The sequence below is a fragment of the Pseudomonas sp. BP11-1-1 genome (assembly GCF_052112105.1).
GTDB lineage: Bacteria > Pseudomonadota > Gammaproteobacteria > Pseudomonadales > Pseudomonadaceae > Aquipseudomonas > Aquipseudomonas alvandae.
Window position 1 is genome coordinate 51,532 of sequence record NZ_JAUTYU010000008.1, and the last position, 25,017, is coordinate 76,548.

General features: G+C 62.0%; 26 protein-coding genes, 4 tRNA genes and 1 pseudogene. 26 read left to right on the forward strand and 5 right to left on the reverse strand.

Annotation, left to right across the window (positions count from 1 at the left end):
• Positions 1–158 precede the first annotated feature (158 nt).
• From Q7C33_RS17080 to Q7C33_RS17115, 8 genes are all read left to right on the forward strand, one after another.
• Positions 159–1,184 (forward strand): NAD(P)H-dependent glycerol-3-phosphate dehydrogenase, encoded by a 1,026-nt coding sequence (locus tag Q7C33_RS17080; RefSeq protein WP_030138348.1) that lies wholly within the window; start codon positions 159–161, stop codon positions 1,182–1,184.
• A gap of 29 nt (positions 1,185–1,213) precedes the next feature.
• Entirely contained in the window at positions 1,214–1,561 is a 348-nt protein-coding gene (locus tag Q7C33_RS17085; protein WP_030138349.1) for a DUF4389 domain-containing protein, read from the forward strand.
• Positions 1,558–2,010 (forward strand): phosphohistidine phosphatase SixA, encoded by a 453-nt coding sequence (gene sixA, locus Q7C33_RS17090; protein WP_217861465.1) that lies wholly within the window; start codon positions 1,558–1,560, stop codon positions 2,008–2,010. The genes Q7C33_RS17085 and sixA overlap by 4 nt, the downstream gene beginning before the upstream one ends.
• Before the next feature lie 46 nt (positions 2,011–2,056).
• Positions 2,057–2,500 carry a hotdog fold thioesterase gene (locus tag Q7C33_RS17095; RefSeq protein WP_407683834.1) on the forward strand — a complete coding sequence of 148 codons (444 nt, stop codon included), beginning with the start codon at positions 2,057–2,059 and terminating at the stop codon, positions 2,498–2,500.
• 279 nt (positions 2,501–2,779) lie between these two features.
• On the forward strand, positions 2,780–3,574 hold the full coding sequence (locus Q7C33_RS17100) for an alpha/beta fold hydrolase (protein ID WP_030138352.1): 795 nt from the start codon (positions 2,780–2,782) through the stop codon (positions 3,572–3,574).
• A complete protein-coding gene (locus Q7C33_RS17105) occupies positions 3,571–4,422 on the forward strand; it encodes an alpha/beta hydrolase (RefSeq protein ID WP_258649976.1) in 852 nt (283 codons plus the stop codon). Before Q7C33_RS17100 ends, Q7C33_RS17105 begins: the two co-directional genes overlap by 4 nt.
• 129 nt (positions 4,423–4,551) lie before the next feature.
• Entirely contained in the window at positions 4,552–5,370 is an 819-nt protein-coding gene (locus Q7C33_RS17110) for a DUF4892 domain-containing protein (protein ID WP_323154576.1), read from the forward strand.
• A gap of 62 nt (positions 5,371–5,432) precedes the next feature.
• Positions 5,433–6,470, forward strand: a complete 1,038-nt coding sequence (locus Q7C33_RS17115; protein ID WP_030138355.1) for an AI-2E family transporter — start codon at positions 5,433–5,435, stop codon at positions 6,468–6,470.
• 78 nt (positions 6,471–6,548) lie between these two features.
• On the opposite strand, the gene Q7C33_RS17120 is transcribed toward Q7C33_RS17115, so the two are convergent.
• Complete coding sequence (locus Q7C33_RS17120; RefSeq protein ID WP_407683835.1) at positions 6,549–7,586, reverse strand: sensor histidine kinase; 1,038 nt, start codon at positions 7,584–7,586, stop codon at positions 6,549–6,551.
• Complete coding sequence (locus tag Q7C33_RS17125) at positions 7,586–8,344, reverse strand: response regulator (RefSeq protein ID WP_198798372.1); 759 nt, start codon at positions 8,342–8,344, stop codon at positions 7,586–7,588. The genes Q7C33_RS17120 and Q7C33_RS17125 overlap by 1 nt, the downstream gene beginning before the upstream one ends.
• Positions 8,345–8,618: 274 nt before the next feature.
• On the opposite strand from Q7C33_RS17125, the gene pyrF reads away from it, so the two are divergent.
• Positions 8,619–9,317, forward strand: a complete 699-nt coding sequence (pyrF, locus tag Q7C33_RS17130; RefSeq protein ID WP_160893102.1) for an orotidine-5'-phosphate decarboxylase — start codon at positions 8,619–8,621, stop codon at positions 9,315–9,317.
• A gap of 153 nt (positions 9,318–9,470) precedes the next feature.
• Here the strand turns inward: pyrF and Q7C33_RS17135 are convergent, their stop codons facing one another.
• Positions 9,471–10,475 carry an NADP-dependent oxidoreductase gene (locus Q7C33_RS17135; RefSeq protein WP_407683836.1) on the reverse strand — a complete coding sequence of 335 codons (1,005 nt, stop codon included), beginning with the start codon at positions 10,473–10,475 and terminating at the stop codon, positions 9,471–9,473.
• Between the two features lie 224 nt (positions 10,476–10,699).
• On the opposite strand from Q7C33_RS17135, the gene Q7C33_RS17140 reads away from it, so the two are divergent.
• From Q7C33_RS17140 to Q7C33_RS17155, 4 genes and pseudogenes are all read left to right on the forward strand, one after another.
• Positions 10,700–11,461: an SDR family oxidoreductase gene (locus Q7C33_RS17140; protein ID WP_198798369.1), complete on the forward strand. Its 762-nt coding sequence runs from the start codon at positions 10,700–10,702 to the stop codon at positions 11,459–11,461.
• Between the two features lie 207 nt (positions 11,462–11,668).
• Positions 11,669–13,063, forward strand: coding sequence for an aminotransferase-like domain-containing protein (locus tag Q7C33_RS17145; RefSeq protein WP_407683837.1), 1,395 nt, complete (start codon positions 11,669–11,671; stop codon positions 13,061–13,063).
• A 1,022-nt stretch (positions 13,064–14,085) separates the two neighbouring features.
• Positions 14,086–14,280 (forward strand): annotated as a pseudogene (locus tag Q7C33_RS17150) (HAMP domain-containing protein); the annotation flags it as partial.
• On the forward strand, positions 14,278–15,141 hold the full coding sequence (locus tag Q7C33_RS17155) for a methyl-accepting chemotaxis protein (RefSeq protein WP_407683877.1): 864 nt from the start codon (positions 14,278–14,280) through the stop codon (positions 15,139–15,141). The pseudogene Q7C33_RS17150 and the gene Q7C33_RS17155, both read left to right, overlap by 3 nt.
• Positions 15,142–15,417: 276 nt before the next feature.
• Here the strand turns inward: Q7C33_RS17155 and Q7C33_RS17160 are convergent, their stop codons facing one another.
• Positions 15,418–16,176, reverse strand: coding sequence for a hypothetical protein (locus Q7C33_RS17160; RefSeq protein WP_030138365.1), 759 nt, complete (start codon positions 16,174–16,176; stop codon positions 15,418–15,420).
• A 369-nt stretch (positions 16,177–16,545) separates the two neighbouring features.
• On the opposite strand from Q7C33_RS17160, the gene Q7C33_RS17165 reads away from it, so the two are divergent.
• From Q7C33_RS17165 to Q7C33_RS17180, 4 genes are all read left to right on the forward strand, one after another.
• Positions 16,546–16,621: transfer RNA gene (locus Q7C33_RS17165), tRNA-Glu, on the forward strand.
• Between the two features lie 2 nt (positions 16,622–16,623).
• A tRNA-Gly gene (locus Q7C33_RS17170) sits at positions 16,624–16,699 on the forward strand.
• 105 nt (positions 16,700–16,804) lie between these two features.
• Positions 16,805–16,880, forward strand: a tRNA-Glu gene (locus tag Q7C33_RS17175).
• A 3-nt stretch (positions 16,881–16,883) separates the two neighbouring features.
• Positions 16,884–16,959, forward strand: a tRNA-Gly gene (locus tag Q7C33_RS17180).
• 57 nt (positions 16,960–17,016) lie between these two features.
• On the opposite strand, the gene Q7C33_RS17185 is transcribed toward Q7C33_RS17180, so the two are convergent.
• Complete coding sequence (locus Q7C33_RS17185) at positions 17,017–17,877, reverse strand: response regulator transcription factor (RefSeq protein WP_030138366.1); 861 nt, start codon at positions 17,875–17,877, stop codon at positions 17,017–17,019.
• Positions 17,878–18,178: 301 nt separating this feature from the next.
• Between Q7C33_RS17185 and Q7C33_RS17190 the strand changes: the two genes are divergently transcribed.
• From Q7C33_RS17190 to Q7C33_RS17230, 9 genes are all read left to right on the forward strand, one after another.
• A complete protein-coding gene (locus Q7C33_RS17190; RefSeq protein WP_030138367.1) occupies positions 18,179–18,370 on the forward strand; it encodes a Flp family type IVb pilin in 192 nt (63 codons plus the stop codon).
• A gap of 132 nt (positions 18,371–18,502) precedes the next feature.
• On the forward strand, positions 18,503–18,694 hold the full coding sequence (locus tag Q7C33_RS17195) for a Flp family type IVb pilin (RefSeq protein ID WP_030138368.1): 192 nt from the start codon (positions 18,503–18,505) through the stop codon (positions 18,692–18,694).
• 27 nt (positions 18,695–18,721) lie between these two features.
• Complete coding sequence (locus Q7C33_RS17200; protein WP_030138369.1) at positions 18,722–19,252, forward strand: A24 family peptidase; 531 nt, start codon at positions 18,722–18,724, stop codon at positions 19,250–19,252.
• Between the two features lie 2 nt (positions 19,253–19,254).
• Entirely contained in the window at positions 19,255–20,583 is a 1,329-nt protein-coding gene (locus Q7C33_RS17205; protein WP_198798365.1) for an AAA family ATPase, read from the forward strand.
• 15 nt (positions 20,584–20,598) lie between these two features.
• A complete protein-coding gene (gene cpaB / locus Q7C33_RS17210) occupies positions 20,599–21,414 on the forward strand; it encodes a Flp pilus assembly protein CpaB (RefSeq protein ID WP_198798364.1) in 816 nt (271 codons plus the stop codon).
• A gap of 69 nt (positions 21,415–21,483) precedes the next feature.
• A complete protein-coding gene (locus tag Q7C33_RS17215) occupies positions 21,484–22,821 on the forward strand; it encodes a Tad domain-containing protein (protein WP_030138424.1) in 1,338 nt (445 codons plus the stop codon).
• 8 nt (positions 22,822–22,829) lie between these two features.
• Complete coding sequence (locus Q7C33_RS17220; RefSeq protein ID WP_030138423.1) at positions 22,830–23,309, forward strand: TadE/TadG family type IV pilus assembly protein; 480 nt, start codon at positions 22,830–22,832, stop codon at positions 23,307–23,309.
• Entirely contained in the window at positions 23,309–23,803 is a 495-nt protein-coding gene (locus Q7C33_RS17225; protein ID WP_030138422.1) for a TadE family protein, read from the forward strand. The genes Q7C33_RS17220 and Q7C33_RS17225 overlap by 1 nt, the downstream gene beginning before the upstream one ends.
• A complete protein-coding gene (locus tag Q7C33_RS17230; RefSeq protein WP_407683838.1) occupies positions 23,797–25,017 on the forward strand; it encodes an AAA family ATPase in 1,221 nt (406 codons plus the stop codon). Before Q7C33_RS17225 ends, Q7C33_RS17230 begins: the two co-directional genes overlap by 7 nt.

A 25,017-nucleotide genomic window follows, 5' to 3' on the forward strand; every position in this document is an offset into this window, starting at 1 on the left:
CGAGCCGAACGACTTTTCCATTCACGTTGACAGCATTTTCCTAGGAATTGATGGTCAGCTTCCTACAGCTATGGGTAATTACTGACGGGGCTGGTCGCGGTCCGGCTGCTCCGTATAATGCCCCGCATTGCCACTTGGTACGGAAGAGCGGATTGCATATGACTGAACAGCGCCCGATTGCGGTCCTGGGAGGCGGGAGTTTCGGCACTGCCGTGGCTAACCTGCTGGCGGAAAACGGCCACGCGGTGCGCCAATGGATGCGTGACCCCGAACAGGCCGAGGCCATCCGGGTCAACCGGGAGAATCCGCGTTACCTCAAGGGCATCAAGGTCCGGCCTGAAGTGGAGCCGGTCACTGACTTGCAGGCCACACTTGAAGGCAGCGACCTGTTCTTCGTGGCCTTGCCTTCCAGCGCCTTGCGCTCGGTATTGGCGCCCCATGCCGAACGCTTGAGCGGCAAACTGCTGGTGAGCCTGACCAAAGGTATCGAGGCGCAAACCTTCAAGCTGATGAGCGAGATCCTCGAAGACATCGCCCCCAAGGCGCGAATCGGCGTGATCTCCGGGCCGAACCTGGCGCGCGAGATTGCCGAGCATGCCCTGACCGCCACCGTGGTCGCCAGCGAAGATGAAGAGTTGTGCCAACGGGTCCAGGCCGCGCTGCATGGCCGCACTTTCCGCGTCTATGCCAGCGCGGATCGTTTCGGCGTGGAGCTGGGCGGGGCGCTGAAGAATGTCTACGCGATCATCGCCGGCATGGCGGTCGCCTTGGGCATGGGCGAGAACACCAAGAGCATGCTGATCACCCGGGCGCTGGCGGAAATGACCCGATTCGCCGTCAGCCAGGGCGCCAATCCGATGACTTTCCTCGGGCTGGCCGGGGTGGGCGACCTGATCGTTACCTGCTCTTCGCCCAAGAGCCGCAACTACCAGGTCGGCTTCGCCCTCGGCCAAGGCCTGAGCCTGGACGAGGCCGTGTCGCGCCTGGGTGAAGTGGCGGAAGGGGTCAACACCCTCAAGGTGCTCAAGGCCAAGTCCCAGGAGGCCGGCGTGTACATGCCGCTGGTCGCCGGTCTGCATGCGATCCTGTTCGAAGGGCGCACGCTGGAACAGGTGATCGAACTGTTGATGCGTGGCGAACCCAAGACCGACGTCGATTTTATTTCCACCAGCGGTTTCAACTGATTCCCTTTGACCGCAAGCAGGAGCGAACCATGAACGATCCGAAAGGGCAGCCTCAATACGAATCCATCCTGCTGCGCGTGCTGTGGATGGTGATTTACCTGCTGGTCTGGCAGGTGGCGCAATTCATCCTCGGCGCCGTGGTGCTGGTGCAGTTGATCTACCGGCTGATCTACGGCGCACCGAGCGCCAGCCTGATGAATTTTGGCGACAGCCTGAGCCAGTTCCTCGCGCAGATCGGCCGTTTTGGCACCTTTCACAGTGACCAGAAGCCTTGGCCATTCGCCGACTGGCCGACCCCACGCACGCCGGAAGGCGAAGCGCCCCACACCGTGGCGCCGGCACCGCACCCGGTCCGGGACGAGGAGCCGAAGCTATGAAACTGTGGGTATTGCGTCATGGCGAGGCCGAGCCCCACGGAGCCCGTCCCGATCCGGAGCGGGTGTTGACGATTCATGGGCGCGAGGAAGTGCTGCTCAGCGCCGGTCGATTGATAGGCGAGCCGTTGCGGGCCATTTATGCCAGCCCTTACGTGCGCGCCCAGCAGACCGCGCAACTGGTACGCGAGGCCCTCGGATTCGAGCCTGAGTTGATCACCGTGAACTGGTTGACGCCGGAGACTCGCCCGGCTGAAGTGTTGAAACACCTGGACGATCAGGGCAACGTTCTGCTGGTCAGCCATAACCCATTGGTGGGCAGCCTGCTGGGCTTTTTGCAGCACGGTCACTTGCAGCAACCGGAACAGGTTTCGACGGCTGGCTTGGCCGAGCTGGAAGGTGATCTGCCGCTGGCCGGTGCGATGAAGCTCAAGAGCCTCAAGCATCCCTGAAACGAACGGTCCCAAGGCAAAATAAAAATCACAAGGAACGGCAACGATGAGTCTGTGGCGCACCACCCCGAATATTGAACAACTGAACGCCGCTGGTAAAAACACCATCAGCGAAGTGCTGGACATTCGTTTCGAGTCCTTCGACGACGAGTCCCTGACTGCGAGCATGGTTGTTGATCACCGCACCCACCAGCCGTTCGGCCTGCTGCACGGCGGCGCGTCGGTGGTGCTGGCCGAAACGGTCGGCTCCATGGCCGCCTACCTGTGCGTGGACACCAGCAAGTTCTACTGCGTGGGGCTGGAGATCAACGCCAACCATTTGCGTGGCGTGCGCAGCGGCCGGGTCACGGCCACGGCCCGCTCGATCCACCTGGGCCGCACCACCCAGGTCTGGGACATCCGCCTGGTCAATGATGACGGCAAGGTCAACTGCGTATCGCGCCTGACCATGGCGGTTGTGCCGTTGGGGGAGCAGCCATCGGCGCGTTGATGCCTGCGGGGTTGGAGCAGTCCATTGTGGCGAGGGAGCTTGCTCCCGCTGGGGCGCGAAGCGGCCCTCGGTCTCGTGACTCGATCAACCGGGCACACCGTGTTGCCCATCTTCGGGTCTGCTGCGCAGCCCACCGGGAGCAAGCTCCCTCGCCATGGGGCAGTGGCACGAGCCCATATCCCAACCCCGACTGTCATCATTCCTGTCAGTTACGGTCATTGCCGCGCCGCCGGGTTCTGCGCAGAATCGGTCGCAGTTCTCGCAATGGATCGGCCCAACATGTCGCAACAGGTGTTTTTCGCTCACGCCAATGGTTTCCCCTCGGCCACGTACGGCAAGCTGTTCGCCGCGCTGGCGCCGCAGTACCAGGTCGCGCATCTGGAATTGCACGGGCACGACCCGCGCTTCCCCGTCGATGACAACTGGAACAACCTGGTGGACGAGCTGATTCATCATCTGGAGCAGCAACCGGAACCGGTCTGGGGAGTGGGGCATTCCTTGGGGGGCGTGCTGCATCTGCACGCGGCGTTGCGCAGCCCTTGGTTGTATCGGGGCGTGGTCATGCTCGATTCTCCGGTGCTGACCCGTGTGGATCGCTGGCTGATCCTGGCCGCCAAGCGCCTGGGCTTCATCGATCGCCTGACGCCGGCGGGGCGAACCCTGGGGCGGCGGGAGGAGTTCAGCGACCTGGAATCGGCGCGGACTTATTTTGCTGGCAAGACGCTGTTTCGCGGTTTCGACCCAGAGTGCTTCGAAGCGTACCTGCAACATGGCTTGCAGCCGGTCGGCGATCGGTTGCGACTGCGCTTCGACCCGGCCACGGAAATCAGCATCTACCGAGGTGTGCCGCACACCAGCCCCGGAAGGGCTCGAAAACTCGAAATCCCGCTGGCCGTGGTGCGGGGGCGGCAGAGTCGGGTGGTGATGCGTCATCACGCCCGGTCGGTGGGACGCATGCCCTTCGGCGAGTCGCTGAGCATGCCGGGCGGCCACATGTTTCCTCTGGAGCGCCCACTGGACACCGCCAATCTGCTCAAGGACCTCTTCCAGCGCTGGGAAGGACGCCGCCCATGAGCGTCGTTGAAGAAGTCCGCCTGAGCCTGCCCCATATCGAACTGGCGGCTCATCTGTTTGGCCCGGAAGACGGCCGACCGGTGATCGCCTTGCATGGCTGGCTGGACAACGCCAACAGTTTCGCCCGACTGGCGCCCCGGTTGCAGGGCGTGCGGGTGATCGCCCTGGACATGGCCGGCCACGGTCATTCCGGGCATCGTCCGCCTGGCGCCGGCTATGCCCTGTGGGACTATGCCCACGATGTGCTGCAAGTGGCCGAGCAACTGGGATTGAAGCGTTTTGCCCTGCTGGGCCATTCCATGGGGGCCATTGTCTCGCTGGTGCTGGCCGGGTCGTTGCCGGAACGTATCACGCACCTGGGCCTGATCGATGGTGTGATTCCTCCTACGGCGAAAGGCGATAATGCGGCGGAGCGCATGGGCATGGCCTTACAGGCGCAGTTGGAGTTGCAGCAAAAACGCAAACCCGTCTATAAAACCCTTGACCGGGCCATCGAAGCCCGCATGAAGGGTCTGGTGGCGGTCAGTCGCGAGGCCGCCGAGTTGCTGGCCCAGCGCGGCTTGATGCCGGTGCCGGGAGGCTACACCTGGCGCACCGACAATCGCCTGACCTTGCCCTCACCGCTGCGCCTGACCGACGAACAGGCCATGGCCTTCGTGGCGCGGATCGCTTGTCCTGCTCATCTGGTGGTGGCGGCGGACGGTATGCTGGCCCACCACCCCGAATTGCTGGAACGTCTACCCTTCAGTCATGAACAGTTGCCCGGCGGCCATCATTTGCACCTGAACGATGAGTCCGGGGCGGCGCTTGTAGCAGACTGTTTCAATCGGTTCTTCAGCGTTTCTTGACTTGCGCCGGGCAAGTGTCGAGGCTGGGCGGGTTGAAAGGGAGCCAACCATGACTGATAACCGTCCACTCGCCTTGCTGCGCATTGACGAACGCCTTTGCGTCGCGCGGATCCAGGCGAAGCCGATCCAATGAAATCATCCGTCCACTCATTCGTCCTGCTGACGCTGGCCTGTTTCGCGCCGGCAGTGCTGGCCGCCGATGTGCCTGGCAGCCAGGACCTGGAGCGTGTGCCACGCATGCCCGACGCGCAAATCGTCGACTATCGGCAAACCAGCGACCTGGAGCGGATCTACCCCATGGGTTCGATCCGCAAGATCAGCGGCCAGTTGCGTTTCGACGGACAAATCGATGCCCGGGGCAACGCCACCTCGGTGACCTACGAGCTGCCGCCCGAGCATTCCGCCACACAGGCCTTTACCGCTGCCCGCGAAGCGCTGCAGAAACAGGGCGCCGAGCTGCTGTTCTGGTGCCAGGCCCGCGACTGCGGCGAAAGCAGCCTGTGGGCCAACGAAGTGTTCGGCAATGCCAAGCTCTACGGCGCCGACAACGGCCAGGCCTATCTGCTGCTGCGCCTGGCGCCGCCAACGGACAACACGCTCATCGCGCTGTATGCCATCACCCGTGGCAATCGCAAGGCCTACCTGCACGTCGAACAGTTCGAAGCCAATGCGCCGCTGGGCGATGTCTTGCCGACCTCGGCGACCCTGCTGCGCCAGCTCAAGGACACCGGCGTGCTGGACCTGCCGCGCCTGGCCGGTGAACCGGACGATACCTGGCTGCGCCTGCTGTCCCGGGCGTTGAACCTGGACACTGGGCTGCGAGTCAGCATCGCCGGGCCGCAAGCCGAGGCGTGGCGTCAGGGCTTGATCGGCCAGGGTGTGCGCGCCGCTCGAATGGAGGCGGCCAGCGCTGAGGCGGCGGGCCTGCATCTTGAATTGCTGCGATAAGCTGTTGCGGGGGCGGCGCTTGAATTGGTTACCCCCGTATCTTTCATTTTCCGAGATCTTTCATGCTCAATAACGATCGGCTATTGGTGCAGATCCTGCTCCTGGTGTTGTTCGGTGCAAGCCTCTGGGTGATGGCTCCGTTCTGGTCGGCGCTGTTCTGGGGCGCGGTGCTGGCGTTTGCCAGTTGGCCACTGATGCGCCTGCTGACCCGTTGGGTCAACGGGCGCGAATCCCTGGCGGCGGGCTTGCTGACGGTGGGCTGGATGTTGCTGGTGGCGGTGCCGCTGGTATGGCTGGGATTCAACCTGGCCGATCATGTGCGCGACGCCACGGCGTTCATCCGGGATGCACAGGTCGACGGCTTGCCCGAGGCGCCCGACTGGCTGGCCGGCGTGCCATTGGTGGGCGGGCGCCTGGTCGGTATCTGGAACAGCATCGACCAGCAGGGCGCGGCGATGATGGTGTCCATCAAGCCGTACCTGGGGCAGGTCGGCAACTGGTTGCTGGCCCGCAGCGCCCAGATCGGCGGCGGCATCCTCGAACTGACCCTGAGCATCGTATTCGTCTTCTTTTTCTATCGTGACGGCCCGCGGCTGGCCGCGTTTGTCCAAGGGCTGCTGGAACGACTGATCGGCGACCGTGCCGGTTATTACGTCGAGCTGGTGGCCGGGACGGTGCAGCGGGTGGTCAATGGCGTGATCGGGACCGCGGCGGCCCAGGCGGTGCTGGCGTTGATCGGCTTCCTGATCGCCGGGGTCCCCGGAGCGCTGGTGCTGGGTATCGTCACCTTCCTGCTCAGCCTGATCCCGATGGGCCCGCCACTGGCCTGGATCCCCGCCACGGCGTGGCTGGTCTGGAAAGGTGAATACGGGATGGCAGTGTTCCTGGGCATTTGGGGCACCTTCATCATCAGCGGCGTGGACAACGTGCTCAAGCCCTATCTGATCAGCCGTGGCGGAAACCTGCCGCTGGTGATCGTGCTGTTGGGGGTGTTCGGCGGGTTGATTGCGTTCGGCTTCATCGGGCTGTTCATCGGCCCGACATTATTGGCAGTGGCGTACAGCTTGCTGACGGATTGGAGCAAGAGCCAGGCGCGATAATTGAAAGCCGTGCACTCGTGTTTCGAGTACCTGTGGCGAGGGAGCTTGCTCCCTCGCCACAGGGGAAATCGGTGGGGCTTAGAGGCGAGGCAAGCTGATCACCGCCGTCAATCCACCCCCCGGCGTTTCTTCCAGGCTCAAGTGCCCGCCCAGGCGCTCGGCGGCCTCCCTGGCGATGGTCATGCCCAGGCCGACGCCACCGGAGTTACGGTTGCGCGAGCCCTCCAGGCGAAAGAATGGCTCGAATACCGCTTCGCGTTTGTCCGCCGCGATGCCGGGGCCATGGTCAATCACCCGGATCAGCAATTGATCCTGTTGATCTTCCAGGACAATCGACGCGTCGCCCGCGTAGCGCAGGGCGTTGTCGATGAGGTTGTTAAGGCACGAACGCAGGGCCATCGGTTGCACCTGCATAGGCCCACAGGTGCCGCTGGCCTGCACGTTGGCGCCCTGGTCCTGGGCGTTTTCGCTCAATGACTCCACCAGGGCCTGCACGTCCATCCACTGCAACGCCTCGCTGGTGCGTTGTTCGTGCAGATAAGTCAGTGTCGCGTCGAGCATGCCGATCATATCGTCCAGGTCCTGGCGCATCTGATCCTGCAACCGGGTGTCGTTGATCTGCTCCAGGCGCAGCTTGAGCCGCGACAGCGGGGTGCGCAGATCATGGGATACAGCCCCCAGCATGCGCGAGCGCTGCTGCACCTGCTCGCGGATCCGTCGTTGCATCAGGTTGAAGGTATGGGCGGCCTGGCGGGCCTCACGCGGACCGTTTTCCTCCAGTGGCGGACTATCGAGGTCCTCGCTCAGCCGTTCGGCGGCGTCGCTCAGGCGTTGGATCGGCCAGGTCAACAGCTTGGCGCCGTACCAGGCGGCGACAATCAGGAACACGAACTGAAACGTCAGCGGTACCACGGGGCCGCCGAACCAGGGGCGTTGGCCCGGTGGCGGGCCGGAGCGCGGGGGACCTGCGGCTTGATGGGAGAACGCCGGGGGCGGCCCAGGAGGTGGCTTGTCGTAATGAAAGAACCAGGCAAAGGCCAACAGATGCGCCAGGATGATCGCCAGCAGCAGCACGCCGAACAGGCGGCCGAACAGGGAATCGAAGCGCAGGCGCATCAGCCGATATCCCGCGCGTCGAACAGGTAGCCTTCACCGCGCACGGTCTTGATCAATTGCGGGGCCTTCGGATCGTCACCCAGTTTCTGGCGCAAGCGCGAGACCAAAAGGTCGATGCTGCGGTCGAAGGCCTCGATGGAACGACCGCGCGCGGCGTCCAGCAATTGTTCACGGCTGAGCACACGGCGCGGTCGCTCGATGAACACCCACAGCAGGCGGAATTCGGCGTTGGACAGGGGCACTACCAATCCAGTGGGGGAGACCAGCTGGCGCAGCACGCTGTTGAGTCGCCAGTTATCGAAGCGAATGTTGGCGCGCTGCTCGCTGCGGTCATCGCGCACGCGGCGCAGGATGGTCTGGATTCGCGCCACCAATTCCCTGGGTTCGAAGGGCTTGGCCATGTAGTCATCGGCGCCCAGTTCCAGGCCGATGATGCGGTCGGTGGGCTCGCAGCGGGCCGTCAGCATCAGGATGGGGATATCCGACTCGGCCCGCAGCCAGCGGCACAATTGCAGACCGTCTTCGCCTGGCAACATCAGGTCCAGCACGACCACGTCGAAATGCTCGGCCTGCATCGCCTGGCGCATGGCCGCGCCATCGGTCACGCCACTGGCGCGAATGCCGAAGCGGGCGAGGTAGTCGATCAGCAACTCGCGGATCGGTACGTCGTCATCGACGATCAGGGCGCGGGTGGTCCAGCGCCGATCATCGTCAGGCACTTTCTGATCGCCAGCATTTGCAATGGGGGTGTTCTGCATGGGTGCGTCATCTGCCAGTTGGGTTGCCAACCGCATGGAGGGCGGCGAGGGCGTGGTTTGAGCATAAGCTTCGGACGGTGGGCCGTGAAGCGCTGGAATAACCGGTTGCGGCGGCGCAGGGTAGCGTCCTGCCGTATTGTGCGCGTGTCATGAATGTATCGGCTGCGACACAAACGGGAGCAGGGCGATTGATGATTTACCGATCATCGGGTCCCGCAAGGGCGCTGGTTCCGCTACAATGCGCGCCGATTTCGACTTGCCTGAGAGCCCGCTCATGTCCGCCTGCCAGACGCCTATCATCGTCGCCCTGGATTTCCCTACCCGTGACGCCGCCCTGAAGCTGGCCGACCAGTTGGACCCCAAGCTGTGCCGGGTCAAAGTCGGCAAGGAACTGTTCACCAGTTGCGCTTCGGAAATTGTCGGGACCCTGCGCGACAAGGGGTTCGAAGTGTTCCTGGACCTTAAATTCCATGACATCCCCAACACCACCGCCATGGCCGTCAAGGCGGCTGCGGAGATGGGCGTGTGGATGGTCAACGTGCATTGTTCCGGCGGCCTGCGCATGATGGCGGCCTGCCGTGAAGTGCTGGACCAGCGCAGCGGCCCGAAACCGCTGCTGATCGGCGTGACCGTGCTGACCAGCATGGAGCGCGAGGATCTGGCGGGGATTGGCCTGGACATCGAGCCTCAGGAGCAAGTGCTGCGTCTGGCGGCGCTGGCACAAAAGGCTGGCCTGGACGGCTTGGTCTGCTCGGCGCTGGAAGCCAGTGCCCTGAAAGCGGCGCACCCATCGCTGCAACTGGTGACACCGGGGATTCGTCCGGCGGGCAGCGCCCAGGACGACCAGCGGCGCATCCTGACTCCGCGCCAGGCGCTGGACGCGGGCTCCGATTACCTGGTAATCGGCCGTCCGATCAGCCAGGCTGCCGACCCGGCCAAGGCGTTGGCAGCGGTCGTGGCCGAACTGGCCTGACCGAGACGCTGTAAAACGTGTGGGAGCGAGCTTGCTCGCGATAGCGGTATCTCAGTCGATTCAAACGTGACTGATGAACCGCCATCGCGAGCAAGCTCGCTCCCACAGTCGTTTTATGTCAGGCCGTGGCATCAGCACTCACAGTGATGTGTGTCAGACCTTGAGCACGAGCTTCCCGAAATTCTCCCCACTGAATAATTTGGTCAGCGTCTCGGGGAACGTCTCCAGCCCTTCGACAATATCTTCCTTGCTCTTGAGCTGCCCCTTGGCCATCCACCCGGCCATTTCCTGCCCGGCGGCGGCGAACTGCGAGGCGTAGTCCATGACCACGAAACCTTCCATGCGCGCGCGGTTGACCAGCAGCGACAGGTAGTTGGCCGGGCCCTTCACCGCTTCCTTGTTGTTGTATTGGCTGATGGCGCCGCAGATCACCACGCGGGCCTTGAGATTCAGGCGGCTGAGCACGGCATCGAGGATATCGCCGCCGACGTTGTCGAAATACACGTCCACGCCTTTGGGGCACTCGCGCTTGAGACCGGCATGGACGTCTTCATGCTTGTAGTCGATGGCCCCGTCGAAGCCCAGCTCCTCGACCAGAAACTTGCATTTGTCGGCACCACCGGCGATGCCGACCACGCGGCAGCCCTTGAGCTTGGCAATCTGCCCGGCAATGCTGCCCACGGCACCGGCGGCGCCTGAAAGCACGACGGTTTCGCCAGCCTTGGGCGCGCCGACATCCAACAGGGCGAAATAAGCGGTCATGCCGGTCATGCCCAGTGCTGACAAATAACGTGGCAGCGGCGCCAGTTTCGGATCGACCTTGTAGAAACCTCGTGGCTCGCCGAGGAAATAATCCTGCACGCCCAGGGCGCCATTGACGTAGTCCCCCACCGCAAATGCCGGGTTATTCGACGCAATGACCTGGCCGACGCCCAATGCCCGCATGACTTCGCCGATACCGACCGGTGGGATGTAGGACTTGCCTTCGTTCATCCAGCCGCGCATCGCCGGGTCGAGGGACAGGTACTCGTTCTTGACCAGGATCTGGCCCGCCGCCGGTTCGCCAACCGGGACTTGTTGATACGTGAACGTCTCGCGGGTCGCGGCACCCACCGGGCGTTTGGCGAGCAGGAATTGGCGGTTGGTCTGGGCGGTCATGACAGGCACTCAAGATGAATGAAGCCTTGTTGATAGACCTTCGACGCGCTTACCGCAAGGTTTGCCGATCCAGCGAATGCAGGTTGATCCAAGCCAGTGATGGTGTGGTGGGTGGTGTTATCACGGGCGTTCATGCAGCGCCAACCGGCCACTGGATAGTGCTGCCGTGCCGTTGCGATCGGTGGCTATAGTACGGCGGTCAGTAATTCTTCGAGGCAGTGACAATGAGCATGACGTTTTCCGGGGAGGTTGCCGTGGTGACGGGCGGCGCGGCGGGTATTGGCCGCGCCACGGCCCAGGCGTTCGCGGCGCAGGGGCTCAAGGTCGTCGTTGCCGACCTGGACGTGGCGGGCGGCGAGGGGACGGTACAGTCTATTCGCGACGTCGGTGGCGACGCCGTATTCGTGCGCTGCAACGTGACGCTCGACGGTGACGTGCAAAACCTGATGAATGAAGTGATCAACACCTACGGGCGCCTCGACTACGCCTTCAACAATGCCGGCATCGAGATAGAGAAGGGCAAGCTGCCGGACGGCACCCTTGATGAGTTCGACGCGATCATGGGGGTCAACGTCAAAGGGGTCTGGCTGTGCATGAAGTACCAGTTGCCATTGCTACTGGCCCAGGGCGGCGGTGCCATCGTCAACACGGCCTCGGTGGCGGGGCTTGGGGCGGCACCGAAGATGAGCATCTACGCAGCGTCCAAGCATGCGGTGATCGGCCTGACAAAGTCGGCGGCCATTGAATATGCCAAGAAGAAAATCCGCGTCAACGCCGTGTGTCCGGCGGTGATCGACACCGATATGTTCCGTCGGGCCTATGAAGCGGACCCGAAAAAAGCCGATTTCGCCAACGCAATGCACCCGGTCGGGCGTATCGGCAAGGTTGAGGAGATCGCCAGCGCGGTGCTGTATTTGTGCAGCGATGGCGCGGCGTTTACCACCGGGCATTCATTGGCGGTGGACGGCGGCGTTACGGCGTTCTGACGGAAGCGGCTGCGATATTTTGTAGGACGAAGCCCGCATTGACTGCGGGCTTTTCCTTCCGTCTGTGAAGGTTCCCTTGCTTGAGTCATCAATGTATTTCAAGGGATGAGAATGGGGCGTTTTTACAGCGTTGTCATACATCGCCCGGCGTCGGCCTGTGCTTAACTGTTTGCGGATTCAAAACAATGCTTAGGAGCTTGATTACTCATGGAGTTGAGAATCGACCGGCAGGCCCTTGTGCCTGTCGTGCAGCAAATCGTCGATGCGCTGGTCAGTTGGGTTCGACAGGATACGGTGCAACCGGGGACGCGCCTGCCATCGGTCCGGCAGTTGGCGCGGGAAAACCTGCTTAGCCAGGCCAGTGTCCACGAAGCGTGTCAGCGCCTGGTCGCCCAGGGTTTGCTGGCGTCTCGTAACGGTTCGAGCTTTTTCGTCACCGCCGCTCTTCCACCCAGGCACGAGTCCGCCGGAAGCGGCGGGCTAAAAGGCGCCCTTTTCGATTCCGACGCGGTAGAAGGTTCGCAGTGGGAGCTGAAGCTGGGCTGTGGCGGGCTGCCCGAAAGTTGGCGAGAAAGCGATGACCTGGGGTACGCGATACGGCAGGTTAGCCGAACCGACATGGCCGGTTTGTTCAACTACAGTACCGCCCTCGGCTTGCCGGCACTGCGTCAGCAACTGTCCAGGCGGCTTAAGCAGTTCGATATCGAGGCTGATGAAAGCCGGATACTGACCACCTCGGGGGCGACCCATGGACTGGACTTGATCGTGCGGACACTATTGCCGCCGGGATGCTGCGTCGTGGTGGAGAGCCCCGGTTATTCGAAACTGTTCGACCTGCTCAGGCTGCACGGGATTGACATGGTCGAACTGCCCAGGACGCCACGGGGGCCTGACGTCGATGCTCTCCAGTGTTTGCTGATGACTCATCGCCCCTGTGCTCTTTTCGTCAACAGTGCCTGCCATAACCCAACCGGCAGCAACCTGGCTCCGACCGTGGCCCAGCGGTTGATGGAGCTGGCGAAAGAGCATGCGTTGCTCGTCATCGAAGACGATGTCTATGCGGATTTCCAGAGTCCAACACGAGCCCGGCTGGCGGCGCTGGACGACGAAGTGATTTATTTGGGCAGTTTCTCGAAAACCCTGAGCAGCTCGCTGCGAGTCGGTTTCGTGGTGGCGTCGCCGCCCATCATCGCGCGCCTGAGCGAAGTCAAGGAAGTGACCAGCATGGGCGCATCGCGCTTCTGTGAATCGGTGTTGGCCAATCTCCTGGCCAATGGTGCCTACCGCAAACTGGTCCAGCGTCAGCGCCAGCGTCTGAATAGTGACATGACGGTGACGCTGCAGGCGCTGGAGGATGCCGACTGGAGCGTTTTCGGTAAGCCGACCGGCGGGCTTTTCATCTGGGCACGTCCACCGTTACGTGACTATGCTGGGTTGCAGCGCCTGGCAGAGCGGTGCGGCATCCGACTGTCGTCGCGCACCGCATTCAGCCCTCTGGGCCTGGACACTGACTGGCTGAGGATCAACGTGGCCTACGCCAGGGATCCCAAGGCCCTGGCGTTCTTCCGCGCTACGGCTCTGGATCGACCTCAAGTGTCCTGAAAACGACGCGGCTGTAGCTTTTTGCCATTATTCCGACGCCAGCATCTTGTGTTGCGGGGCGTCTCGTTGCGAATCTGCAATCAACACACACTGGCAGAGGACTGGGCGCAATGATTTCGGCCGTGCAAGGACGTTTTGCCAACCTCGGTATGGCAAAGAAACTGGGTATCGGGTTTGTCCTGGTGCTGCTGCTCACCGCAGTGGTGGCGGCCATAGGCGTCTGGTCGCTGCAGACCATCAGTTATCGCTTCGATGGCTTGAAGCAGATGTCGTCCCTCAACAGCGGGCTGCTCAAGGTTCGCCTGCTGGAGCAGGAATACGCCTCGCGTTCCGACCCCAAGACAGCCGATGTGTTGCGTCAAGGCGTCGATGGGTTGATTGCGTTGGCGAACGAACTCAAAGGCCAGTCGGCGGCCAATGTGCCGGTGATGAATGACGTCGATCTGGCCCTGGCGGCCTACCGCAAGGCATTCGATGAATTCGTCGAACTGAGCCAGAGCAAGGACCTGGCGCTGGAGATGGCCAGTTGGTCGGTTTCCAGTGTCGCCAACAACCTGGACGTGTTGCAGGCCGGGCTAGCGGATGACGGCGCCTATACCTTGAAGGACTCCGAGGGCAAGGAGGGTGCTGAATTCATCGAGCAGGCCAACCAGGTCAGCGAAGTGTCGCGACTCATGCTGCAGTCGATGAACGAGGCACGGGTTCGCCTGGACCAGAGTCGCAAGGGTAATGACGAGGCTGCCGGGCAAGGCAATATCGAACAGGCCGAGCAGGCCATGAAACTGGCTGAAGCACTCAAGAGCGCCGTCAAGGATCCCGGCTACCAGACCGTGCTCAACGAAGTGGCCGGGCATATTGGTGGATTCAACCAGCAACTGGCCGAATACACCGGCCTTTTGGCCAAGGAAAAGATCGTCTACCAACAATTGCACGAGCGCGCCGACCAGGTCGTGGCTCGGGTTGATCAGGCGTACACCTCCGAAGACGCCGCCATGCAGGCGGAGCTGAAGAAAAACTCGTTGATGATCATCGGTTCGTCGGCCCTGGCCCTGCTGGTGGGACTGGTTGCAGCCTGGGTCATCACCCGGTTGATCGTCTCGCCGTTGCGCAGTGTCATCCGCGTCGCCCAGCAAATTGCCGCCGGGGACCTGAGCGCTAAAGTCGACGTGACACGCCGGGACGAGATCGGGCAACTGATGCTCGCGATGCAGCAGATGGGGGCGGGCTTGAGCAGCATCGTCAGCGGTTTGCAGGCGGGCATCGAGCAGTTGGCCAGTTCGGCCCAGTCGCTGTCGTCCGTGACTGAGCAGACCAATTTGGAAGTCAGCAGCCAGAAAGAGGAAACCGAGCAGGTTGCCACGGCAATGAACCAGATGACCGCTACGGTGCACGACGTGGCCCGCAATGCCGAAGAGGCGGCGCAAGCGGCCCAGACAGCCGATGACAAGGTCGAAACGGGTCAACAAGTGGTGCGCCAGAGCATGGTGCGCATCGAGCAACTAGCCGACTCGGCCACATCGGCCAGCACCAGCATCGAGAGCCTGAGCGCCGAAATACAGAACATCGGCACGGTCTTGAGCGTGATCAAGAGCGTGGCGGAGCAAACCAACCTGCTCGCCCTCAACGCCGCGATCGAGGCGGCTCGGGCAGGTGAGCAAGGTAGGGGATTTGCAGTAGTGGCCGATGAAGTCCGCGCCTTGGCGAGACGCACGCAACAGTCCACCGAAGAAATCGAGCGACTGGTGAGCGCGCTGCGTTCAGCGGCCCAGACCTCCGTACAGCAAATCCAGGCCAGTGGCGAACTGGTGAAAATGGCCGTCAGCGATGCGCTGCAGACCGAAAGCGCACTGGGCAGCATCGCGGCGGCCGTGTCGTTGATCCAACAGATGAACCAGCAAATCGCAGCGGCCGCCGAACAACAGAGCTCAGTGGCTGAAGAAATCAACCGCAGCGTCACCAGCATCCGCGCCAGCGCCGATCAATCGTCCGTGGCCATGCAAGGCAACGCCGCGTCCAGCATTGAATTGGCGCAGTTGGGCGTTGAGTTGAAAGGGATGGTGGGGCATTTCAGGTTGTGAATGGGTGGGCTGCTGCTATCGCGAGCAAGCCCGCCCACAGTAGGGGAAGAGTGTTCAGAGATCCATGTGGGAGCGAGCCTGCTCGCGAAGAAGCCAGTACACTCAGCCTCTTCATCGACTGCTATAGAGCCTTCGCGAGCAGGCTCGCTCCCACTGGAGATGCGCGGTGCGTCACCAGAGCCAGGTCGGCCCGGAAGCTCTTCAAAAGTGACCCGCTGTAAGAGCGGAACCGCCAGTTGCCGTTACCGAAGAAACGGATATGCACCCAAACCCAACTCAGTCGTAAACCTTCTTCTTCTTCCACTCATCGTTCGCTTCGTCTTCCTTCAACCCTTCAGTCAACTGGTTCACCTCACCCTCTACAGGCTGGGTGCTGGCCAGGACCTGGGCGTTGGCCCGAGCCAGAAGCTTCTCGAGATAGGCCAACTGCTCGGCGTAGACCTGCGGCTCCTGCTGCTTGCGCAAATATTGCACGCCACGCTCGAACGCCAGGCGAGCCTGCCCAGGCTGTTCCTGCTGCAAGGCCTGCTGGCCGAGGTTGTTGAAAAACTCGATGTGCAGCAACACCAGGAGATGTCGCACTTCGCGAATCCAGCGCTTGGCCTCGTTAGGCGGCAGGAATCCATCCTGGGCGGCGCGGGTGATCTGGCCGTGCAAGGCTTCGAGCAGGAACCGCACATCCTTGGCCTTGGCTTCGGTCTGGATCGGTGCCGGCGGGTTGTTGACCGGAATCGACTCACCCTGGGCGGCCAGCGCAGACAGTTCGTCCAGGCGTGCCTTGACGGCGGCGTTGGACTTGTCGAGATTGAGCAAGCGCTGGCAGACGTTGAGCTCAAGGCGTGTCATCAGCAACTTCAGGGCCGGGGTCATCAACTGGCCAGGGAAGGTTTCGGTGAGCTCGCCACAACGACGCAGGCGGTCGTTGAGTTCAACCTTGGTGCGGGCCTTTTCCAGCTTGTTGTTTTCCACCACATGGTTCATGTAGCCAATGGCGATCAACAGTGCGATCCCGGCTACGACGAGCAGGGTGATCATGAGTGGTGTCACCGGTAAGACCTCTTTATTGGGGTACGCATGTCATGAGTGTAGTGGCTTGGCTTTTATGCGCATAGTTCCACGCCGTGCGATTAGACGGGCGTCATGCTGTTTATGGGTGTGCAACACCATGGATGCACATTGCCACTATTTGCCCGCCGAGACTATAACGTCTTGGCGGGCGACAGAATATAGACGCCAAGGACCGGACGGGTAAAATCCGCAGATCCTCCCAAATTGGGCGAAGTCATTGATTTAAATAAATTTATATCTGGGGGTTGACGACCCTCCAATCCATCCATAGAATGCGCGCCACTTACAGCGTAAAGCACTCAGCCAAACGCGATAAGCAGTGAATGTTGTACGTGTGTCCCCTTCGTCTAGTGGCCTAGGACACCGCCCTTTCACGGCGGTAACAGGGGTTCGAGTCCCCTAGGGGACGCCAATGCGGGAATAGCTCAGTTGGTAGAGCACGACCTTGCCAAGGTCGGGGTCGCGAGTTCGAGTCTCGTTTCCCGCTCCAATTTTAAACAGCGTTGCTTTCGGGCGGGGCTGAGTGAAGCCAGAGCCGACATCTTCGGATGCGGATTTGGGCACTGGAATACACACCATGTGTTTCAGTTAGTGTGTCCCCTTCGTCTAGTGGCCTAGGACACCGCCCTTTCACGGCGGTAACAGGGGTTCGAGTCCCCTAGGGGACGCCATTTGCGGGAATAGCTCAGTTGGTAGAGCACGACCTTGCCAAGGTCGGGGTCGCGAGTTCGAGTCTCGTTTCCCGCTCCAAATTCAAGAAAACGCCGCTCATTCGAGCGGCGTTTTTTTATGCGCGTTAAAAATGCTTTAGCCCTCCAGACTGTGCACCAGGCTTTCCAGCGCCTCCTCATCGGCAGGCGGCGGAGCAAGGCTCGAGCAGCGCACCTGGTACGCAAGCCGGTACTCGCTGGGCGTACAGTTGGCGTACTGCTTGAAGGCGCGGGCGAAATACGACGGATCCTTGAAGCCGGCCTCGTAGCCGATGCTGGTGATAGGCATCTGGCTGTTATCGAGCAAGTCCTTGGCAAAGCTCATGCGCTTGTTCAATACGTAATCGGTAAAGCCCAGCCCGTTGGCCTCCTTGAACACCCGGCTGAAGCGAAACGTGGTCATGCCGCAGCGCTTGGCGAGGTCGCGCTGGTCGATGCTGTCGCGAAAATGCTGGTCGATGTACAGCATGATGTGGCTGAGGGCCTGGTGTTTCTGATGCCCGGAGGTCAGTCGGATGCTGTCCGGCAGGGTCGGGGAGTGATCGATCTGCGAGGTCGAGCCACGGCTGCCGGCCTGGCGGCGCAACTCGCACAACTGCGTCACTGCGGTCAGGTAACGCTTGCGCTCGGTGGTTGCAAGGGGGAGCACCATGTATTCCCAGACGCTCGAACGCATGGCCCAGACGGCCAGTTCCTCGGAGTGCTGCACGGTGAACATGGTGATGGGGATGGCCGGGACGGTGCGCTTGATGTCCAGCAGCCTCCTCAAGCCCTGGGTGTCCGGGCGATCGAAATGGATGCAGATCATGTCGGCCTGCACGCCACTGAGCAGCAAGGCATTTTTCGCCACGGCGCAGTCGCACGCTTGCTCGAACTGGCTGATGAGTTCCTGGGTGGAATGATCATGAGTCAGATCAAACCATAACAGCTTTGGCTTGCCAGTCAGATTCGACGCCATAGGACGACTACTCGGTGGTTCTTCCTGCCCGTTAGCTAGCAGTATTGCCAATGTGCTATCAGTTTGCCGAATTAATTTTCATAAGCCGTTCATCCTTTAGTGCAGGGTCTCTGAAGGCGCCGTACCTGCGATCCAAAAACACGGGGGAATTGTCAGCCTGGACAATTTCGCGGCTGGCGCAAAAAAATCCTAGCGATGTGCAAAATCCTCCTAACGACAATACCGGCCTCCTGACTAGGGTTGCATCAGGCAGTTCGCAATGTACTGCCTCTTTGAAAACAACCCCGATGAGGTGTGCGAAATGACTCTTCAAACTATCAAGGCTTCGGTACTGAAGTTCGCCAAAGATGAAGACGGCCTGACCATTGTGGAATACGCCGTTGCCGGCGGGTTGATCACCGTGGCCGTGGCCGCGATGTTCGTTTTGCTGGGCGGCGCCGTGAACACCCGGATTACCGCACTGTGCGCCGCCGTCAAGGGCGCTGCCTGCTGACAACCGCTAGGGGTGAGGCCCATCGAAGCGCCGGTTTCAGCTTTATTCGATAAAGCTGTGGAGTACCTGCTTAGTGGGCTTCGCGTTGTTCTCCGCAAGTCGTTTTATTACCGCTGAAGTGAGGTAAATAAGATGAAACTTCAAACAGTCAGAACTTCGATAGCCAAGTTCTTAAATGATGAAGACGGCCTGACCATTGTGGAATACGCGGTGGCCGGTGGCCTGGTAACGGTGGCGGTTGCCGCGATGTTCGTTCTCTTGGGCGGTGAGGTGAACACTCGAATCACTGCCCTCTGTGCCGCGGTTAAAGGCGCTGCCTGCTAACCATAACCACCCTTAGGGAGACGCATCATGTCCATGGAATTGCTGATGTCGACGGTACTGCTGCTAGGACTGCTGGGCGTGGCGGTGGTGAGCGATTTGCGTCGCCACCGCATCCCCAACACGCTGGTCTTGTTGGGCCTGGCCCTGGGATTGGCCAGCCAGGTCTATACCGGCGGGATCGGCGGCCTGGGCGACGGCCTTCTGGGGATGCTGATCTGTTTCGCGCTGTTCCTGCCCATGTACGCCGTCGGTGGCATGGCCGCTGGTGACGTCAAGCTGATGACCATGGTCGGCAGCTTCCTGCCCTTTCATTTCGCACTGTGGGCGGCGCTGTTCAGCCTGATTGCCGGCGGCGTGTGCGGTTTCCTGATTGTCCTGGCCCGTGGCCAGTTGCTCCAGACCTTGCAGCGCTACTGGTTGAGCGTCCGCGCCCAGGCTTATCTGGCGCCGGCGTCGGATGAAGTGGCCGGCAAACCCTTTCCTTATTCGATTGCGATCCTGATCGGCACTTTGAACAGCGTTTACTGGCAGTTGGTTGCCGGTGGCTGGGGAGTCTAGTCATGCACGTCATCAACGATAGCGATGCCTACCCCAGCGAACGGGAAGCAGTGCAACGCCTGGCGCCTCAACCGAGCTCGATTCGCGACACCGGCCTGACTGACAGCTTCCTCGGCGAACTGGTGTGCAAACACCTGCATGACGCCGGCGTGCTGGACATGACGCGGCTGGTGGAACGCCTGGCCCTGACCGGCGCGGTGCTCGAAGAAGTGCTGGCGTTCCTGCGCAAGGACGGGCGGGTCGAAGTCCTTGGCCAGATGGGCCAGTCGGGTGGACAAACGCTGCGCTATGGCCTCACGGAACGCGGCCGCAGTTCCGCCCGCGACGCCTTGGCTCGCAGCGGCTACATCGGTGCCGCGCCGTTTCCGGTCAGCACCTACCGCTCGCTGATCAAGATCCAGACCATCCACCATGGTCGCATCACTGCCAAGGACATGAACCAGGCCCTGGCCGGCATGGTGCTCAGCCAAGGCATGCTCGATCAACTCGGCGTCGCCCTCAACTCCGGCCGGGCGATCATGATCTACGGCCCGGCGGGCACCGGAAAAACCTACGTCAGCAGCCGGTTGATCCGGTTGTTCGCCGAGGCCATCTGGGTGCCTCATGCCATCGTCATCAACGAGTCGGTGATCGAGATCTACGACCCGCAGGTGCATCAACGCCTGGATGACAGCAGCCAAACGAACAACCTGATGCTCAACGAAGGCATCGACCGTCGACTGTTGTGCTGCAAACGCCCGATCGTCATCACTGGCGGCGAGTTGAGCATGGAACAGCTGGACGTGCGCTACGACCCGTTTACCCGGCAATACCAGGCGGCCCTGCAACTCAAGGCCAGCAACGGCCTGTTCATCATCGACGACATGGGTCGCCAGCGCATGGCCCCGGCCGAGCTGCTCAATCGCTGGATCGTGCCGATGGAAGAAAAACGCGACTTCATCAACCTGGGCGGCGGGCGGCATTGCGAGCTGCCGTTCGACCTGGTGCTGGTGTTTTCCACCAACCTCAATCCCCTCGAACTGGCGGACGAGGCCTTCCTGCGGCGCATCGGCTACAAGGTCCAGTTCGGTTATCTCAAGCCCGACGAATACGAGCGCATCTGGCGCCAGGAGTGCGAACGCCTGGGCATCCCGTATGACCCGCTGCTGGTGCGCTATGTGCTGCAGCGGCTGTATGCAAGCGAAGGCATGCCGCTGGTGCCTTGCCATCCTCGCGATCTGTTGAACATGGCGCTCGACCGCCAGCGTTACCTGGGCGGTTCCGGGCCCCTGTTGCCGCAAGAGCTGGAATGGGCCTGGCACAACTACTTCGTTCAGCTCGACTTCCTTTGATCTGGAGATACCGACATGAGCTCTCGTACGCTTCCGCTGATAGGCGTTTCCCTGGTAATGGGCCTTGGTGCCGCATGGATGGCTGACTCCTGGCTGAGCGCGCGACTCAACGCGACCCCCGATGATCACTTGCGAAGCGTGGTGGTCGCGACGGTGGAAATCCCCTTCGGGCAAATGGTCGAGGCCCAGCAGGTCACGACGGTGCGCATGCCCATGGACACGATTCCGGACGATGCTTTCGACAGCAGCGACAAGGCCGTGGGCAAGATTGCCACGTTCGACATCCTGCGCGGCGACATCGTGCGCGGTGCCCGGCTGAGCGAACACCTGGGCGGCAGCACCCTGGCCTCGCTGATCGCGCCGGACAAACGGGCGATATCGGTACGCGTGGATGATGTGGTCGGCGTCGGCGGATTCCTGTTGCCGGGCAACCGGGTCGATGTCCTGGCGACCAAGACCACTAACGCCGGCAGCAACAACGCGACATCCCGGACTCTCCTCGAAAATCTGCGGGTGCTGGCCGTGGACCAGACCGCGGGCACGGACAAGACGCAACCGGTGGTGGTGCGGGCCGTGACCCTGGAGATGTCCGCCAGCGAAGCGGAACTGCTGGTCACCGCGCAGACCGAGGGCAAGCTGCAACTGGCCCTTCGCAACCCCCTGAACCTGGAGAAAAAAGCCGTGGCCGTCGCGCCGCCAGCCCCTGCGCCGGTCATGGCGGTGGCCGCCGCGCCGGTGCCAAGACCCGTAGTGCAGCGCAGTGCCAAGCCCCAGGGCGGCGCGATCACGTTGATCCGTGGCGTTGAAAGCAGCGTGATCAATGTCCGCTAGGTGACTTTCCCGTGCCGGGCCCCATAGGGCAGGGCGATACCGATCCTCAACGTTGTAGATGAGGGCTCGATGATGAATGCCAAGATCCGGCAGCCGTTGACGCTGCCACGACGCCAGGGAGGGGCGGTGAGTGTACTGATGGTGATCGCCATGGCGGCCATCGCCATGACGGCGGCGTTGGCCCTGGACGGCGGGCATATGCTGCTGAACAAGACCCGCCTGCAAAACGCGGTGGATGCCGCCGCCTTGGGGGGCGCCAAGACCCTGAGCCAGGTCAAAGGCAGCATGAACATGGCCAGCACGACCCGCACGGCGGCCCTCGACACGCTGAGCAGAAATGCCAGCGCCGTGGGCAACACCGAACTGGCCACCGCCGTCGCTGGCAATCCGGGCACGTTTGCCGCGGTTGAATTGTCCAGCAGCGTCTACGGCCCGTTCTCTTACCCCGGCCCCAGCGACGCCAAGTACGTGCGGGTGTCGGTCGCCAACTATCAACTCAACGGTTTTTTCTGGAGCTTCGTCCAATCGATGGGCAGCGGCAGCCTGGGCAACAAAGCCGTGGCGGCCATCGCCACCGCCGGCCCTAGCCCCACATCGCCTTGTGACGTCGCGCCGCTGATGGTCTGTGGCGATCCCGGCCAATATGACCCGTCCGCCGGGAATTTCTGGAGCTATCACTTCGGCGACCTGGTGGTGCTGAAGACCGCAGCGGGAAACAGCTCACCGATCGGGCCGGGCAATTTCCAGCTGCTCGATTTCGGTTCCGGCGGCAGTTCGGTGCGTGAGGACCTTGCAGGGGGCGGTTCGGTCTGTCGTGCCGTCGGGGACAACGTCCAGACTTCCCCCGGCAATACGGTCGGTCCGGCGTCCCAAGGCTTGAACACGCGCTTCGGCATCTACAACGGCCCGGTCAGTGCTTCCAACTATCCACCGGACCTGGTCACCTCTTCGAGCTCGCCAGCGATGACCTACAACGGCACGCTCGGCCAGGCGCAATACAAAGGCCAGCCTGTCACGTCGAGCAGTGGCGACCTCTCGGCAGGCGGTGAGGCGATAGCGGACTACAACGATTGGCGCACCCAAGTCGCCGCCTGCGTGGGCGGGAGCGGCAGTGGCTGCCAAAGCAACGGCGTCTTCGAGCGCCGGATGCTGAAGATTGTGGTGGGCAATTGCACCGGTAAACAGGGCGGCTCAAGCACCATTCCCGTGTTGGGTTTCGGCTGCTATTTCGTCGTGCAGCCCATGAACAGCGGCGGCACCCAGGCGCAGATCTTCGGCCAGTTCGTCCACGAATGCGAAGGCGACAATGTGCCTGGCCCGACACCCAGCAGCGACGCCGGACCGCAGATCATCCAGCTCTATAAAACCTATATCAATGGCAGCGGCACGCCGAGCACAGACTCGTAGGAGGCGTCATGAAACTTGCCCCGTTCAAATCACCCCGGGCCCAGCAAGGCGTCGCGCTGGTGGAGTTCACCCTGGTGCTGCCGGTGTTGCTGCTGCTGTTGCTCGCCTTCGGCGAGTTCGGCCGCATGCTGTACCAATACAACGTGCTGTTGCAGGCCAGCCGCGATGCCGACCGCTTCGTCGCCAGCCAGGCCTGGAATTCCACCCTTGGCGCGGTTTCCCTGAGCAGCACGCTGCAGACCCAGACGAAAAACGTCGCGGTGTATGGCGTGCCCAGCGCTTCCGGGACTGCCGTGGTGTCGGGCCTGACCACGGCGAACGTGCAGGTTGTCGCCGAAGGCACCAGCCATGTGCGCGTCACCATCACCTACACCTTCTGCCCGGTGATTGGCGCGGGCAGTTGCAGCGGATCGATCCCCGGCTTCTTCGGCAGCGCCATTGCGCTGGGCATTCCGCTGGTGGCGACCACCGTCATGAGGGCGCTGTGATGAATCGCAAGCAGATGCACGGCACCTATATCGTCGAGTTCGCCTTCGTCGGCCTGCTGGTGTTCACCCTGCTGTTCGGTGTGCTGGAAATGGGCCGGTTGTATTTCACCGTCAACGCCCTCGATGAAGCCGCGCGGCGTGGTGCGCGCCTGGCGGCGGTGTGCAACATCAGCGATCCGGTGATCCTGCGCCGGGCGATTTTCAACGCCGCGACGGATTCAGGCACCAGCCAACTGATCAGCAGCCTGGCCACCTCGAACCTGGTGCTGACGTACCTGGACGTCGACGGAGCCGTGGTGGCAAACCCCGGCGACACCTCCGGCAGCACGGGCTTCAGAGCCATCCGCTATGTCCAGCTGAGCCTGCAGAATTTCGTTTTCAACCTGTTCATTCCCGGACTGGGCGTGCCCATTACCTTGCCCACCTTCAGGGCAACCTTGCCACGCGAAAGCCTAGGGCGTCATTCCGATTCAGGGGAGATCACACCATGCTGAACACCCGGGAAACTCCGCTCACAAGCGCCACCGGCAAGGTCGGGCTGCGCATATTGATCAGCAGCCGCGATGCTGCGTCGTTGCGCGATCTGCAATGCGTCTGCCAGCGCATGCCCGGCCTTGAAGTGAGCACGCGCCTGGTCAGCAACGGCCATGTCGATCCGCTCTACGGCCTCGACCGGATGCCCGATCTGCTGCTGTTGCGGGTCAGCCATTTGTGGCGCGAGGAACTCTCGGCGTTACTGCAACGGCCGGCCCACGAGCGTCCGGCGATGTTGGTGTGCGGTCTGTTGGGCGAGCAGGAAGGCATGCGCCTGGCGATGCAGGCCGGTGCGCGAGACGTGTTGCCCGAACCTTTCGCTGATACCGAACTGGTGGCGGCCCTGAATCGCCTGGTGGCGGAAGTACGCCTCGGCAATGGGAACGAAGGCAAGTTGATCGCAGTGATCAGCGCCAAGGGCGGCTCCGGCGGCACGCTGGTGGCGTGCAACCTGGCCCAGCAACTCAGCGCCCGTTCAGGCAATACCTTGTTACTGGACATGGACCTGCAGTTCGGCAGCGTGACCCATTACCTGGACGTCGCCCAATCCCACAGCCACCTCGAAGTGCTGCAACAAGTCGAGGACATGGACAGCGTGGCATTGCGAGGCTTTTGCAGCCACTTTAGTCCGAGCTTGCACGTGTTGGGTGGCCGCGCTGGCGAATTGTGCCTGCCCCAGGATGCCCAGCCGGAACAGCTCGACGCACTCTTGCAACTGGCCCGCACCAGCTATGACTGGGTGGTGGTGGACTTGCCCCGGCAGATCGATCACCTCACCGGCTCCGTCCTTGAACAGGTGGACCGGGTCTACGTGGTGGTGCAACAGAGCGTCAGTCATCTGCGGGATGCCAGCGCCCTGGTGCGGATCCTTCGCGAAGACCTCGGCGTACGCGGCGACCAGTTGCAAATCGTGGTCAACCGCTACGACAAGACCGCCGCGGTCAGCCTCAAGGACATCGGCGAGGCCCTGCGCTGCCCGAATATTTCGAAATTGCCCAATGACTTCAACCTGGTCAGCCAGAGTCAGAACACTGGTGTGCCGTTGGGACTGCATGCGCCAAAGGCGGCCATCACCGCCGCGTTGCGCGATTTGACCGAAGACCTGGTCGGTCACCAGATGGCGGCAGGCAAAGGCCTGCTCAAACGCGCCTTCAACCGTTTCTTCGGGGGATGA